General features: G+C 57.4%; 12 protein-coding genes. 7 read left to right on the top strand and 5 right to left on the bottom strand.

Going from position 1 to position 14,946, the window contains the following annotated elements; all coding sequences use genetic code 11:
• Window positions 1-2: 2 nt before the first annotated feature.
• Window positions 3-302: a DUF982 domain-containing protein gene (locus tag AT6N2_RS19615; protein ID WP_144576840.1), complete on the top strand. Its 300-nt coding sequence runs from the start codon at window positions 3-5 to the stop codon at window positions 300-302.
• 162 nt (window positions 303-464) lie between these two features.
• Here the strand turns inward: AT6N2_RS19615 and AT6N2_RS19620 are convergent, their stop codons facing one another.
• Entirely contained in the window at window positions 465-1,625 is a 1,161-nt protein-coding gene (locus AT6N2_RS19620) for a glucoamylase family protein (RefSeq protein ID WP_209090889.1), read from the bottom strand.
• Between the two features lie 327 nt (window positions 1,626-1,952).
• Here AT6N2_RS19620 and AT6N2_RS19625 point away from each other — a divergent pair, with 327 nt between their 5' ends.
• The 6 genes from AT6N2_RS19625 to AT6N2_RS19650 all read left to right on the top strand — a co-directional run bounded on the left by AT6N2_RS19625 (window position 1,953) and on the right by AT6N2_RS19650 (window position 10,030).
• Complete coding sequence (locus tag AT6N2_RS19625; RefSeq protein ID WP_209090890.1) at window positions 1,953-2,612, top strand: ABC transporter ATP-binding protein; 660 nt, start codon at window positions 1,953-1,955, stop codon at window positions 2,610-2,612.
• A complete protein-coding gene (locus AT6N2_RS19630; RefSeq protein ID WP_209090891.1) occupies window positions 2,609-5,017 on the top strand; it encodes an FtsX-like permease family protein in 2,409 nt (802 codons plus the stop codon). The genes AT6N2_RS19625 and AT6N2_RS19630 overlap by 4 nt, the downstream gene beginning before the upstream one ends.
• A complete protein-coding gene (locus AT6N2_RS19635; protein ID WP_209090893.1) occupies window positions 5,007-6,074 on the top strand; it encodes a lipocalin-like domain-containing protein in 1,068 nt (355 codons plus the stop codon). The genes AT6N2_RS19630 and AT6N2_RS19635 overlap by 11 nt, the downstream gene beginning before the upstream one ends.
• 73 nt (window positions 6,075-6,147) lie before the next feature.
• Window positions 6,148-7,257, top strand: a complete 1,110-nt coding sequence (locus AT6N2_RS19640) for a PAS domain-containing protein (RefSeq protein ID WP_063950224.1) — start codon at window positions 6,148-6,150, stop codon at window positions 7,255-7,257.
• Window positions 7,258-7,268: 11 nt separating this feature from the next.
• Window positions 7,269-7,694: a response regulator gene (locus tag AT6N2_RS19645; RefSeq protein ID WP_063950225.1), complete on the top strand. Its 426-nt coding sequence runs from the start codon at window positions 7,269-7,271 to the stop codon at window positions 7,692-7,694.
• A gap of 26 nt (window positions 7,695-7,720) precedes the next feature.
• Entirely contained in the window at window positions 7,721-10,030 is a 2,310-nt protein-coding gene (locus tag AT6N2_RS19650; protein ID WP_209090895.1) for a GAF domain-containing protein, read from the top strand.
• Window positions 10,031-10,176: 146 nt separating this feature from the next.
• Here the strand turns inward: AT6N2_RS19650 and glgX are convergent, their stop codons facing one another.
• The 4 genes from glgX to AT6N2_RS19670 all read right to left on the bottom strand — a co-directional run bounded on the left by glgX (window position 10,177) and on the right by AT6N2_RS19670 (window position 14,940).
• Window positions 10,177-12,252 (bottom strand): glycogen debranching protein GlgX, encoded by a 2,076-nt coding sequence (gene glgX / locus AT6N2_RS19655; RefSeq protein ID WP_209090896.1) that lies wholly within the window; start codon window positions 12,250-12,252, stop codon window positions 10,177-10,179.
• Between the two features lie 211 nt (window positions 12,253-12,463).
• Window positions 12,464-12,592, bottom strand: coding sequence for a DUF2934 domain-containing protein (locus AT6N2_RS19660; protein WP_209090898.1), 129 nt, complete (start codon window positions 12,590-12,592; stop codon window positions 12,464-12,466).
• 110 nt (window positions 12,593-12,702) lie between these two features.
• Window positions 12,703-12,969, bottom strand: a complete 267-nt coding sequence (locus tag AT6N2_RS19665) for a SemiSWEET family sugar transporter (RefSeq protein WP_063950229.1) — start codon at window positions 12,967-12,969, stop codon at window positions 12,703-12,705.
• Window positions 12,970-13,317: 348 nt separating this feature from the next.
• A complete protein-coding gene (locus AT6N2_RS19670; RefSeq protein ID WP_209090900.1) occupies window positions 13,318-14,940 on the bottom strand; it encodes an ABC-F family ATP-binding cassette domain-containing protein in 1,623 nt (540 codons plus the stop codon).
• Window positions 14,941-14,946: the final 6 nt, after the last annotated feature.

Consider the following 14,946-nt stretch of genomic DNA (forward strand, 5'->3'; position numbering starts at 1 on the left):
CAATGAAACCCGATATGTTCAGAGAACCTGTTTCAATTCTTGTTGGTCTCGGCTATCCCGCCCAGGTGCGCAGCGTCATCGATGCTTACCGACACCTCGTAGAATGGCCGACAGCGCTTAGAGACAGCGCACATTCGGTCGCGCTCAAGGCGTGCGGAGCAGCACTGCGCGGTGAGATCGAAGCGGAAACTGCCAGAGGGCTGTTTGCCGCCTTCGCGCAAAAACATGATTTATTGGCGCCGGAGACGAACTTTATCGCCTCGACTGGTTCGCGCCGGGATAAGGATCCACGCCTCGCCTGAGGCAACCCTCGACGCCCGTCAACGAAATTATAACAGGGCGCGCGGTTCGAGCGCCGGCGGGCTGGCTTCTTACTTCCGATTAGGAGATATGCGCGGCGTTGCGCCGAGCTCAAGCGAGCCGGCACGGTCAGCAGCTGATAGGGTCAGGTGAGGCGAGGTGACTTATGGTGATTGCTGCGTTTCCTGCATGTCGGCTCCGTTTAAATACCTCTCCGTCTGGAAACTGAGCCTTGTCAGGCCGCTCCTCACCTCAGCCGCGTTCATGAACAAATCCCATATCAGGCCGCTGCGATAGTTTTCCATCATCGCCACGACCGGGCCCTGATTGATCGCGAGATGGGTTTTGGAAACCCATCCAGTCGATGGCTCAAAGGAATCCATCAGGCCGAAGCGACCCATTAGCCTGCCTTCCCGCCATTGCAGAAAGGACATCGCTGCCTGTTTTGATCGTGCCGGGAGAAACGGCATGCTTGAGAGAGCAGCCGTCGTTGCAATGATGCCGTGATCTTCCGTCGGCGAATTGACGATATATCCTTTGGGACCATCGCAAGCGGAAAGCCCCCATCCGTCAGCAGGCGCATAGCGATTGCTGCAATAGCGATAGTTGATGACACTATGAGCATGCGCCTGCTCGACATAATCCTGGCAATAGGCATCCCGCAATCCGCGCGGATCGATCGTGCAGAAGGAGTAATGCGACAGGAAAAGCGGACCTCCGAATGGCTGCCCGAGCGGCAGCCGGACACCCAGATAGGATGCACCATTCTTGATGTCGCCGTTGCGCGCCCAGCCGATATGGTAAGATGCGGGATCGATCGAATGTTTCGCCGATCCCGCGGCAAGAACATAACAGACCAGAGCCTCGTTCCACCCCACGATCGGCAGGTTCTTCGCCCAGCCGAACCGGGGGCTCCAATGCCAGAAGAGCGGGCCGGGCTTGCCCTGTGTGAACCAGTCCCATTCCACCGTGTCAACAATGGCGGCTACGGACTGGCGCAGACCGATTGCGCTTGGCGTCGGCTCGCCGAAGAATTCGCGTGTGCAGATCAGCGCCTGGACCAGAAGCGCTGTTTCAACGAGGTCTCCGCCATCGTCGAACTTTGCAAACGGAATGGTCTTGCCTCCTGATGTCTGCACAAAATGCGGAAAGGCGCCGTGAAATCGTTTCATCGCAAGAAGAGAGCGAAGCATTCGATTTGCCCGGTCAATCCCCTCCTGCCGCGTGATCCACGAACGGTGTACACCGACGATCAGCGCCAGAAATCCGAAGCCGACACCGGATATGGAGGTAACCTCATGAATCGGCTCTCCGTCCGAACTCATTCGATCCCTCGGAAGTCCGCTTTCGCGATGGCTGCCGGACCAGAAATAATCAAAAGTGCTATGATGCAAGCCATCAAGCTGAGCAGAAAATTCGTCTGTCACTTCCAACCTCGGATGATCCGCAGCACAATCGGAAGCAGATCCGCACACAGGCTTAACCGACTCGGCTATTGATTCCAAATGTGCAGACATGCAGGGCTGAATTGGGGTCGCTTGGCAAAATCCAACACTCTACCACATCGCGTTTCGGGAACATCGCCGGGTAAGCTTGGTTGATGACCGTACGCATGTCACCGAGCAGAACACGAGTTGGGAAACCGAAGCCGCATGATCCTCTTCATCTCCGACGTCAAAAAGACCTATGAAACGGCTGAAGGTGTAATTCCGGTGCTCAATGGTGTCGGGCTATCGCTCGATGCCGGTGAAAGCCTTGCCCTGACAGGAGAATCCGGCAGCGGCAAAAGCACGCTTCTCCATCTTGCTGGCGGCCTTGATCTTCCCGACAGCGGCACCATCATGGTAAGCGGCCGCAAGATCACCGATCTTGACGACAGGGGCCGGGCGCAATTTCGCCGACATGATGTCGGTCTGATTTTTCAGCAGTTCAATCTGATACCGAGCCTTGATGTTGGCTCCAATGTTTCTTTCCATGCAAAGCTTGCGGGCCGCCATGATCCGACGTGGGAAAAGACGCTGGTCGAAGCGCTCGGAATTGCAACGCTGCTGAGGCGCTACCCAGAGCAGCTATCGGGCGGGCAACAGCAACGGGTTGCAATCGCACGAACCCTTGCGGCACGGCCGGCACTGATCCTCGCCGACGAGCCAACCGGCAATCTGGACGAGGCGACCGCGGATATCGTCATCGACATCATGCTTCGGCTGACAAAGTCGGCCAATATAGCACTTCTGCTCGTCACCCATTCCAGCCGGCTTGCCGCGAAGCTTGATCGGCGAATCACCTTAAGCGGCGGGAAGGTTTCGCAATGAACCTATCCGCCTTCAACGCGCTGCTTTCGCATTGGCGCTATCGACCTGTTCAGCTGATGACGCTCGTGATGGGCGTGGCGCTCGCGACAGCTCTCTGGTCCGCCGTGCAGGCCATCAATGCCGAGGCGCGGGCGAGTTATGACCGGGCTGCCTCCGTTTTGTCTCAAAACCAGCTGGATCAGTTGGTGGCAAAGGACGGGGGCATGATAGCGTCGCAGACTTACGCAAAACTTCGGCGTGCGGGTTTCGATGTCTCTCCAGTCATTGAGGGTCAACACCGGTTTGGGATGACGCGTATCAGGCTTATCGGAATTGATCCGTTGACGATGCCGTCGGACCGTACGCTTCTGCCCGCCAATGATCGATCTGGACTGATCGAATTCATGACGCCGCCCGGTGTCATGATCGTGTCGCCGGCAACAGCCGGTAGCCTGAAAGAAACTTCAGGCCTTGCGGTGAGAACGGCAGAAAATATCCCTGACGGTGCCGCCTTTGTCGACATCGCCACCGCGGACCGTCTCCTTGAACGCAATGGCCGCCTTAGCCGAATTGTCGTTTCCGCGGGAGAAGGGCAGAAATTGCAGGCGATTGCGGCCGTCGCGCCCGAGCTGAGGATTAGAGAAGCAGGTGGGCGGCCGGATGTCGCGCGGCTCACCGACAGCTTTCATCTCAACCTTGCCGCATTTGGGTTTCTTGCTTTCGTTGTTGGTCTTTTCATCGTTTATTCCGCAACCGGCCTGTCGTTTGAGCAGCGGCGTGGCACCTTCAGGACGATGAGATCGCTCGGCGTCTCGCTGACATCCCTCACGGCCATGCTCTTTATCGAAGTGACGCTCTTTGCGCTCGTTTCGGGCGCTTTCGGCGTTGTGCTGGGTTACGTGATTGCCTCGGCACTTCTGCCTGGCGTGGCAGCGACGCTCGGCGGCCTTTACGGGGCGAGCGTTGTGGGTTCGCTTTCCATCAGGCCGGAATGGTGGCTGGCAGGCCTTGGCATGGCGCTGGTCGGCACCTGGCTTTCTTCCCTTCAACATCTCTGGCGTGTCTGGAAGATGCCGATCCTGTCAGCGGCGCAAAGCAGGGCTTGGGCAATGGCCTCCTTCAAGGGGCTTGTGCTTCAGGCCATAGCAGGCGTAGTTCTTCTTGCGCTTTCTATCCTGCTGATCTGGTGGGGCAAGGGTCTCGTTGCCGGCTTTTCCGCGCTGGCGGCATTCCTGCTGGGCGCAGCTCTTATCCTCCCACCGTCACTGGCTGTTGCCCTGAAAACATGTGAGCAGACATCCCGACATGTGTTGGCAAAATGGTTCTTTGCCGACACACGGCAGCAATTGCCGGGACTGTCGCTCGCGTTGATGGCATTGCTGTTGGCATTGTCGGCCAATATCGGCGTGGGAACCATGGTTTCGAGCTTTCGCGAAACGTTTGTCGGTTGGCTGGACCAGCGGCTCGCGGCGGAAGTTTATGTAACGGCAAGGGATGAGAGTGAGGCGGACCGATTGCGTCAATGGTTCCCTGATCATACAAAAGCGGTTCTGCCGATCTGGAGTACGCAGGGCGAAATTTCGGGAGAAAAGGTGCAGATTTTTGGTGTCGCCGATGACGCCACCTATAGGGACCATTGGCCGTTGATCCAAGGTACCAAAGCGACCTGGGACGAGGTTGCGAGTGGGCAGGGAGCGCTTGTCAACGAGCAGTTCTGGCGGTCCGGCAAGGCATCGCTCGGACAGAAAATCGCCCTGCCGGGCGGCTGGAGCGCCACCGTCGTCGGTGTGTTTTCGGATTACGGCAATCCGACCGGCCAAGTCATCATCGGTATCAAAGCCCTTGTTGAACACTATCCCGACGTCGAGAAGCTGCGCTACGGGCTCCGCATCGCCCCGGAGGAGACGTCCGCCTTCCGGCAGCGGCTGATGGACGAATTCGGGCTGCCTGAAAGCAATATCGTTGACCAGGCTTCTCTCAAGCGGCAGTCGACGGCCATTTTCGAGCAGACCTTTGCAGTGACGGGTGCGCTCAACGTCCTGACGCTTGCCGTTGCGGGCTTTGCGATGTTTTCGAGCCTTTTGACGCTTTCGTCGCTCCGGTTGCCACAGCTGGCTCCTGTCTGGGCGCTCGGGCTTCGTCGTCGCGATCTGGCGTGGCTAGAACTTCTCCGGACGCTTGCCTTGTGGTTCATCACTTTCCTCGCGGCAATTCCCGTCGGGCTAGTATTGGCGTGGGTTCTCCTGGTGATCATCAACGTCGAAGCATTCGGCTGGCGGTTGCCCATGATGCTCTTCCCCCTGGAATGGCTTAGACTGGCCGTTGTCGCGCTGCTCGCCGCCGTCATCTCGGTTCTCATTCCGATCCGGCGGCTGGCGAGAACGGCTCCTGCCGACCTTCTGAGGGTCTTTGCCAATGAACGCTAATCCCATCATCGCTTTTCTTTGCGCTTCTCTTGTTCTGATGCCCGCCGCGGCAGTCGGGCAGGGTTTTGCCGGTCTCGGGTCGAACGCGGAAGGTTTTAGCGTTCCGAGGAGAGGCGTGCCGCTGGTGTTCCCGCAGGACCATGGGGCGCATCCCGATTTCAGGATCGAGTGGTGGTACGTCACAGCTAATCTGCGCACATCCGATGGTGAAGAACTCGGTGCGCAATGGACGCTTTTCCGGTCGGCGCTTCAACCTGGTAAGCGTGGCGGATGGGCCGATCCGCAAATATGGCTCGGCCATGCGGCAGTAACGACCGCTAACCGTCATTACGTGGCTGAAAGATTGGCGCGCGGCGGTGTTGGACAGGCAGGCGTCGAAGCTGAGCCGTTCGACGCCTGGATCGACAACTGGCAGATGGAAGCGGTGACGAGTGAACTTGCCGATCCTCTCGACAAGATTGATCTGAATGCCAAAGGCGACGGTTTCCAGTATCAGTTAAGGCTTACCGCGAAAGGACCTCTGGTTTTGCAGGGTGAAAAGGGCTTTTCCGTCAAATCGGCGGCAGGCCAGGCAAGCTTTTATTATTCACAGCCATTTTACGAGGTGCGCGGGACGGTCATCCTTGATGGCCGATCACGCGAGGTGAATGGCAGGGCTTGGCTCGATCGGGAGTGGTCGTCCCAGCCGCTGGCGTCAAATCAGACGGGGTGGGACTGGTTCTCCCTCCATCTTGCGACGGGTGAAAAGGTTATGGCGTTTCGCCTGCGGGACGACAGGCAAGGATATGTTTCTGCCAATTGGGTGTCGGCGGACGGCACGACCGCAGCCATGGATCCCGCAGATGTGCAGCTTTCACCCTTGCGAACCGCAACTGTCAACGGCAGGGTCATCCCTGTGGAATGGAACCTGAAGATACCGAGCCGCGGTCTCGACATCAACATGACCGCTCTTAATGAACAGGCCTGGATGGCGACCTCGACGCCCTATTGGGAGGGGCCTATCAGTTTCACAGGGACCGCCTCGGGGAGTGGCTATCTGGAAATGACCGGCTACTGAGATTTTTTCTCAAACGCTCGGAACAAAATTGAAGATGACACATTTCCCCGGCGTATAATCCTCAGGACGCTGAATGAAAGACGACCCACACTCCCGGCAGGACGCTAGAGACGCCGGAGAGCGTCTTGTTTCAGGCCACGCTTCAGAAGATCCTTTTGCGGCGGCTTTTAAAGCCACCCGCATGCCGATGCTCATCACCGACCCTCGGCAGCCCGACAATCCAATCATTTTCTGCAACCGCGCCTTCTGCAACCTGACCGGCTATGGGATGGAGGAGCTGATTGGGCGCAACTGCCGCCTTCTTCAGGGACCGAAGACAAATCCGGAGGCGGTCAACAAGCTGCGCGACGCGATCGCTTCGGAACGGGATCTCGCCATCGACATCCTGAACTACCGCAAAGATGGCTCGGAGTTCTGGAACGCGCTTTTCGTCAGCCCTGTGCGCGACGTGTCCGGAGCGGTCATCTACTTTTTCGCATCGCAGCTCGATTTCACCAACATCAAAAGCAAGGAGGCCGAGCTCGCCCGCGCCCGGCATATTGCCGAGGAAGAGGTGGCGCTGAGGACGGCCGATCTGACCGAGGCACTGCGCGCAAAAACGGCGCTCGTCCATGAAGTCGATCACCGCGTCAAAAACAATCTTTTGACGATCGCCTCCATCGTCAAGCTCCAGGCACGAATGACAGACAATGAGGTCGTCGAGCGGACACTGATGTCCGTGCTGAACCGCGTCGAAGCGCTGAGCACCGTTCAGCGCAAACTCCTGAACGATGAGGATGTGGGCCATTTCGATGTGGCGGATTTCGCCAATACCCTGATGCTGGACAAGATCGGTGCCTTGAAACGGAGCGACATCACTCTCACGACGGACCTCCACGAGGTCGTGGTTCCAGCAACCAAGGCATCGCCTTTGGCGTTGATCATCAACGAGCTGATTGGAGACGCGATTGGCCGTGGACTGAAAGATGGCGGTGGCGAACTGCATCTGGAAGTGAAACGGCTCAACGGCCACTTCCTCATTCGGGTCGTTGATATCGTTGTTCCGGTTGACGTCGATAGCGAACAAGCCGCCTTCAGCAAAAAGATGCTGGAAGCATCACTAAAACAGTTGCGTGCAACGATGGTGAGGACCGTCGATAATCGCCGGACGGACGTCCAGGTCACGCTTTCTGTAAAAGACTGAAAGGATATCTCGTGAAGATCTTGATTGTTGAAGATGAGGCTTTACTGGCTATGGAGCTTGAGAGTGAAGTGGAAGAGGCCGGGCACGAGATCGTGGGCGTCGCCGCTGACAGCAAGCAAGCTCTTTCATTGATCGAAAAAACCTCGCCACAATTCGCCTTTGTGGATATTCAATTGCTTGACGGTCCAACTGGTATCGACGTCGGTCGGCATCTTGCGTCCCGTTCAATTCCCTATGTTTTCGTTTCCGGAAACCTGAAGCGCATCCCTGAGGATTTCGCGGGGGCGCTTGGCGCGATCGAAAAACCTTACACGATGAACGGGTTGCAAAATGCACTTGAATTCATCGACACCATCGTGAACGGCGAGCACCAGTCGGTTACCGCACCGCCAAGTCTTGTGTTGTCGCCGAACTTGCTCGCTGCATTGTCGGTGTAAGACGCCGTCGTAAATAGGATTTGCCCTTGAACTCGCCATCTGAACGCATCGAAGCCGTTCGCAATTCTGGTTTGCTTGATGTTCAGGGCCAATCCGAATTCCAGGAGATTATCGAGGTTGTTAAATCCGGGCTGAAATGTCCGGTAGCACTGATTTCCATTCTCGATGAGCATCGGCAAGTCTTCATCGCCCATCTCGGCCTTCCGGAAAAATGGGCCGAAGCGGCAGAGACGCCGCTGACGCATTCTTTTTGCCAGCACGTGGTGCGCGACAAGATACCCCTCATCATCGGCGACGCGACACTCCACCACCTCGTCAGGGACAATTTGGCCATCGCCGATCTCGGCGTGATTTCATATATGGGCGTTCCGGTCACCATGCCGGATGGTCTGGTCATCGGCGCGCTCGCGGCAATCGACGGAGAGCCGCGAAGCTGGACTGAGAGTGAGCTGGAACTGCTGAGCCGGATCGGGCGTGTCGCTTCCAATCAGATTGCCACCTTCCTCTCTGAGCGTCGATGGGAAACACTGTTTCGACAGCTGGAAGAGGGCATCGTCGTCGGCTCCGTGATCCGCGATCTCGAAGGATCGATCATCGACTGGCGGTTTGAAACAATCAATCCGGCCTGGAGTGTTCTTCTCGGCTTACCCGGAGATAATGTCCCCGGCCAAACGATGCGCGATGTCTTCCCAGACTTTGAGGAAGAATGGATTTCCGATGTCGCCGAAGCGATGGAGACCAGGCAAAGCAAGCGTTTCACACGCAAGATCCGCTCCCTGGATCGCTGGTTCGACGGCTACGTGCAGGCGACCGGCAACGATAAATTCGTCATCATCTTCGTCGACGTTACTGATCGCATGCAGGCGGTGGAGGCGTTACGCAACAGCGAGACGAAACTGCGACTGATCGTTGAAGGGGCCAAGGATTACATCATCCTGACGCTCGATGAGAACCACCGCATCACCAGCTGGTTTGGCGGTGCCGAGGAGACTTTCGGTTGGTCGGAAGCGCAGATGCTTGGCAGACCGTTCGAAGATATTTTTACGCAGGAAGATCGGGCGGCGAATATTCCGCAGCTTGAGATCGACACGGCGGGTCGCGAGGGTGTTGCACTTGATCGCCGATGGCATCTCACCGCCGATGGTACGCGGGTCTTTCTCGATGGCACCATACGCCCGATGCCCAATCATTACTCCTCCCATCTTTCCGGCTTCATCAAGGTTGCGAGAAACGCGACAGCACAAAAGCTCTCGGAGGACAGGCAGCTCGCTTTTCTCGAACTGGGGGAAAAGATCCGCGAACTCGACTCGGTCGCCGACGTCGCTTTCGCCGCCGCGGAAATTATGGCTCGAAATCTGCAAGGGGCAACGCGGGCGGGTTATGGCATCGTCGATCCCATCGCCGAGACTGTGGAGATGCTGCCTGACTGGCGCGCGGCCGGGATGTTCACCGTTGCCGGCCGCCATCATTTTCGTGAATACGGTTCCTATATCGAAGACTTGAAGCGTGGCGAGCTAGTGATCATAGCTGACGTCGCTGCCGATCCGAGGACATCGGGGTCAGCGGAGCTTTTGAACTCGCTGGGCATTTCCGTCCTTGTTAACGTCCCAATCCTTGAACGGGGCGCTTTTGTCGGCGTCATGTTTGTGCACTACGAAAAGCCGCACGAATTTTCTCCAGAAGAACGGGATTTTGTGCGGACGATTGCCGATCGGACCCGCGAAGCAATATCGCGGATCCGTGCGGAGCATGAGCAACAGGTTCTCAACCACGAGATAAGCCATCGGCTGAAAAACACGATGGCGATGGTTCAGGCAATCGCGACCCAGACCCTTCGGCCCGTCACCGACAGGGCGCCCGTGGAAGCCTTTGTCAGCCGGCTTCATGCTCTTTCGAAAGCGCATGAAGTCCTTCTCAATCACGACTGGTCATCAGCGCGCATGATGACCGTGATCGATTCCGTGCTTCGGCAACTTTCCCTTCCGGATCGTTACCGTCTTTCAGGTTCGGACCTTGAGATCGGTCCGCGGACGGCGCTCAGCCTTGGGCTTCTCATGCACGAGCTCGGCACCAACGCCCTGAAATATGGCGCCTGGTCGAGCGACGCTGGAAAGGTCATCGTGACGTGGAGGGTCGAGCCCGTCGGTGGGGACAGCACGCTCGTTGTCGAGTGGGACGAACAGGATGGTCCCCCGGTCGTACTGCCGTCGGGCAAAGGGTTTGGATCGAAGCTGATCCGTATGGGCCTCCTGGGAACCGGAGGCGTCGAGATCAATTACGATCCTGACGGACTGCGCGTGACCATGCAGGCGCTGGTTTCACAGCTGGGACAATAGCATTTGCCACAAATAGCGCCAGCGATAGGCGAGGCTCTTTGGTTTGCGTGAACTCGAAGGGTATCAGCCCCAGGTGTCGGCGACCTCTGGGGCTATCTGCTTTTCATATCGACTGGAGCAGGGCTCGACGGCGCCGGCCATCTACGTTAGCGGTGCTTCCCGGAGCGAAGCAGGACCAGACTGCGTTCGACCAGATCATATGGAGAATCCCCCACCTCCCGCTCTTCCAGGAGAGGATCGGCGGTGGTCAGTACTTCAAACCAGCCGCCCTCAACCTCGGGCAGGGCGAACGGCACGTGTCCGTCATGTGGATTGAAGAGGATGAGAATGTCGTCCCAGCCCTCTTCCTCGTCATGATCACGGGAAACCCGTAGACCGATCGTGGTCGCGCCGGGATCAGCCCACTGTTCCTCCGTCTGTTCGGTCGCGGCGGGATTGTACCAGGTCATGACCATGCCATCACGCCAGTCGTCGCGCCTCAGGATTGAATGGGAATGGCGCAATGCGATCAGTTTGCGGACGAAATTACGGAGTTGGTCGGCGCTTTCAGGCAGATTGTCCCAGTGGACCCAACTGAGTTCGCTATCCTGACAATAACCGTTATTGTTGCCCATCTGGCTACGGCCGAATTCGTCGCCTGCCAGCAGCATGGGCGTTCCGTGGGACAGGAACAACGTCGCCAGGAAGTTGCGCTTCTGGCGATCGCGAAGAGCGATGATTGTCTCATCGTCCGTAGGGCCCTCGACGCCAAAATTGAAACTGCGGTTGTCGCCATGACCGTCCTTGTTGTCTTCCCCGTTGGCCTCATTGTGTTTGTCGTTGTACGAGACAAGATCGTTGAGGGTGAAGCCATCGTGGGCCGTCAGGAAGTTGACGCCCGACCAGGGGCGGCGGCCGCGCTTGTCGTATACGTCACCGGAACCAAGAATTCGCGCGGCAAAATCTGGCGTGGTCCCGTCTTTATCCCGCCAGTAGTCGCGCACGGTGTCGCGGTATTTGTCATTCCATTCAGCCCAGCCGGGAGGAAACCCGCCTACCTGGTATCCGCCGGGGCCAATGTCCCAGGGCTCACCGACCAGCTTCAGACGCGACAGAACAGGATCCTGGCCAACCGCATCGAAGAAACCGCTGCGCTGGTCAAAACCTTCAGGCTCGCGCCCGAGAATTGTTCCAAGATCAAACCGAAAGCCATCTATTTCCATCTCCTGCGCCCAATAGCGCAGAGAGTCCGTGATCATCTGCAAAACCCTGGGGTGGGATGTATTCACGGTGTTTCCGGTGCCGGTATCATTGATGTAATACCGGGCCTGATCCGGCATCGTGCGATAATAGGAAAAGTTGTCGATGCCCCGAAAGGAGAGCGTCGGCCCCATCTCATTGCCTTCGGCCGTATGGTTGTAGACGACATCGAGAATGACTTCGATACCGGCATCGTGAAATGCACGGACCATGTCGCGGAAACCATCTATGCCGCGGGGTCCAAAATATCGGTTGGCCGGCGCGAAGAAAGCCAGAGTGTTATATCCCCAGAAGTTCTTCAGCCCCTTGTCCAATAGGTGGGCGTCGTCGGGGAACCAGTGGACGGGCAACAGCTCGATGGAGGTGATGCCAAGGCTTTTGACATAATCGACGATATTTTTATGACCGAGGCCCTCGAAAGTCCCGCGAAGCTCTTGCGGAACGGACGAGTGCAACTGCGTGAAGCCTTTGACATGGGTTTCGTAAAATATTGTCTTGGACCAAGGAATTTCGGGGCGGGTTGCACGAGGAGATTTGTCTGTAGATCCGACGATTCGGGCTTTTGGGACGAATTGCGCGCTATCGGTCTCGTCGAACGAAAGATCCTTGTCCTCGCTGCCGATAACGTAAGCGAACTGGGCCTGTTGCCACGCAATATCGCCCACGAGCTCTCTGGCATAGGGATCCAAAAGTAATTTGTTCGGATTGAAGCGGTGACCTTTTTCGGGGTCGAAAGGACCATGAACACGGTAGCCATAAAGTGCGCCTGCCTTCAGGCCCGGCACATAGCCGTGCCAGATCTCATTCGTATATTCGGGAAGATCGAAGCGATCGACCTCCTGAGATCCGTCTTCCGAATATAAGCAGAGTTCCACCCGCTCCGCATGCGCGCTGAACAGCGCGAAATTCACACCCTTATCGTCCGCTGTCGCGCCGAGTTGACGATAGTCACCGGCGACGATACGGGAATTTCTGCTGATCATTATTGCCTCTGAAAAGTTCGACGGGGAAAGGAGGTCGTGGCATCTGGAGGAAAGACGAACTCGTTTTCCGCCACGCAAACAACCTCCGCGCAGCCGAACGGTTCCTCCCTGTCGTGAAGATTATTCGCGCTCAAGGCGCGAGCGACGTTTCAGTGCGCTCCGCATCAATGCTTTCCAACGACGTGTCATCCTGTGGCGGGGTTTCGGTGGGTCAGAACTCCTCCTCCCATTCCGCGCTCGCGGCGTGCCACTGCTCTTCATCCTGCCCATCAGGGCGGCCCGCCTGTTCCCATAGTTCATAAGCGCGTTTCGAAATCCATTCCTCGCGATCCGTACCCATGTCGTTCTCCCTTGAAGGTTCGAGAAAATGTCGTCCTGTCCAACCTCAGCCCGAAAGGAAAGTTCCGCCATGGCACACGAGCGCGCGCCAGATCGCCAAATGCAAAAATCTTAGCGGTGCTGACGTTGTGCCTGTCGCTTTTTAAACAGGACGATGCCGGAGAGACAGAAACAGATGGAATTCGTCAGAATGATCGGCCATTCGCTCCGCAGAAAACCGAATGTCGCCCAAAGCGCAAATCCCGTCACGGTCAGGAAATACATGCGCGCCGAAATAGCTGCCGTGTCGCCTGTTCTCACCACCTTCCAGACCTGCGGTATGAAACTGGAAACCGAGCAAAACGAGGCGAGATAACCAACGATCAAACCAGCATCCATCACTGTTCCTTTCCTGCGCAGTTCACAAAGAATCGTTTCTAACCATCAGCACCTTCGCAGGACGACGGCTCGAGCACAGCAATAGTGCGAACCGCGGTGGCCAGTCGTGGTTCCAAGCCTTTATATGCGCGGGTTAGGGAACTTGCGGACCATTTGCCCGATTTAAACGGCAGTTTGGTCTGATCTCGAGCTACGCGGCGCCGGATGGGGATTCAGCACCAGTCACTCAGCGATGAAATCATGGCCCTTGGCGGCGGACATCAAAAAGCCATGCCGCCGGGCGCCTACGTTCTTTTTGTCTACGCTCCTAGAGACTACTCCGTCTAATCGTGATTGACGTTCCTGAGCTCAGCTGCGCAGACCTGGTGCTTCCTGTCCCGTGCTCTCGACATATTCGGTGTAGCCGCCGCCGTACTGATGGATGCCGTCAGGTGTCAGTTCCAGCACGCGGTTTGAAAGCGCGGCCAGGAAATGACGATCGTGCGAAACGAAAAGCATTGTGCCTTCATAGTCGGACAGTGCCTTGATCAGCATTTCCTTGGTGTCGAGATCAAGATGGTTGGTTGGCTCGTCCAGCACGAGGAAATTCGGTGGGTCGAACAGCATGGCGGCCATGACAAGGCGCGCTTTTTCGCCGCCGGACAGAACGCGGCAGCGCTTCTCGACATCATCGCCAGAAAAGCCGAAGCAGCCGGCAAGGGCGCGCAGCGGTGCTTGACCGGCTTTGGGAAACCGTTCCTCAAGCCATTCGAGGATGGTGCTGTCACCGTCAAGGACATCCATGGCGTGCTGCGCGAAATAACCCAGCTTGACGCTGGCGCCGAGGGTAACATTGCCGGAATCCGGTTCTGCCGTTCCCGTCACCAGTTTCAGCAATGTCGATTTCCCGGCGCCATTCACACCCATGATGCACCAGCGCTCCTTGCGGCGAACCATGAAGTCGAGGTCGTCATAGATCGTGCGGCTGCCATAGGTCTTGTTGACTTTCTTCAGCGCGACGACATCCTCCCCTGAGCGCGGGGCGGGCGCGAATTCGAATGCCACCGTCTGTCGCCGTTTCGGCGGCTCTACACGGTCGATCTTCTCAAGCTTCTTCACGCGGCTTTGCACCTGCGAGGCGTGCGAGGCGCGGGCCTTGAAACGCTCGATGAACTTGATTTCCTTCGCAAGCATCGCCTGCTGGCGCTCGAACTGCGCCTGTTGCTGCTTTTCGTTCTGGGCGCGCTGCTGCTCGTAAAAACCGTAGTCCCCGGAATAGGTGGTGAGGTTACCCGCATCGATTTCGATGATCTTGGTAACGATGCGGTTCATGAATTCGCGGTCATGCGAGGTCATGAGCAAAGCGCCATCGTAATTTTTCAGGAAGTCCTCAAGCCAGATGAGGCTCTCAAGGTCCAGATGGTTCGACGGTTCGTCGAGCAACATCACGTCGGGGCGCATGAGCAGAATGCGAGCAAGCGCCACGCGCATCTTCCATCCGCCTGATAGCTTGGAGACATCACCGTCCATCATGTCCTGGGTGAAGCTCAGCCCGGCAAGAACTTCCCGAGCGCGGCCTTCCAGCGCATAGCCGTCAAGTTCCTCGTACCGCGCCTGCTCCTCGCCATAGCGCTCGATGATCGCGTCCATCTCGTCCATCCTGTCAGGATCGGACATCGCGGCCTCCAGCTCCCGCAGTTCGGCAGCCACGGCGCTGACGGGACCTGCCCCCTCCATGACCTCGGCAACGGCAGACCTGCCGGACATTTCGCCGACGTCCTGATCGAAATAGCCAACCGTCATGCCCTTCTCGACAACGACCTGGCCTTCGTCGGGCTGCTCTTCCCCCGTTATCATCCGGAACAGCGTGGTCTTGCCGGCGCCGTTCGGGCCGACGAGGCCAATCTTCTCACCGCGATTGAGCGCGGCGGAGGCTTCGATATAGAGAATGCGATGGCTGTTCGACTTGCTGATATTTTCGATGCGGATCATGACAGG

The sequence above is a fragment of the Agrobacterium tumefaciens genome (genome assembly GCF_017726655.1).
GTDB lineage: Bacteria > Pseudomonadota > Alphaproteobacteria > Rhizobiales > Rhizobiaceae > Agrobacterium > Agrobacterium tumefaciens_B.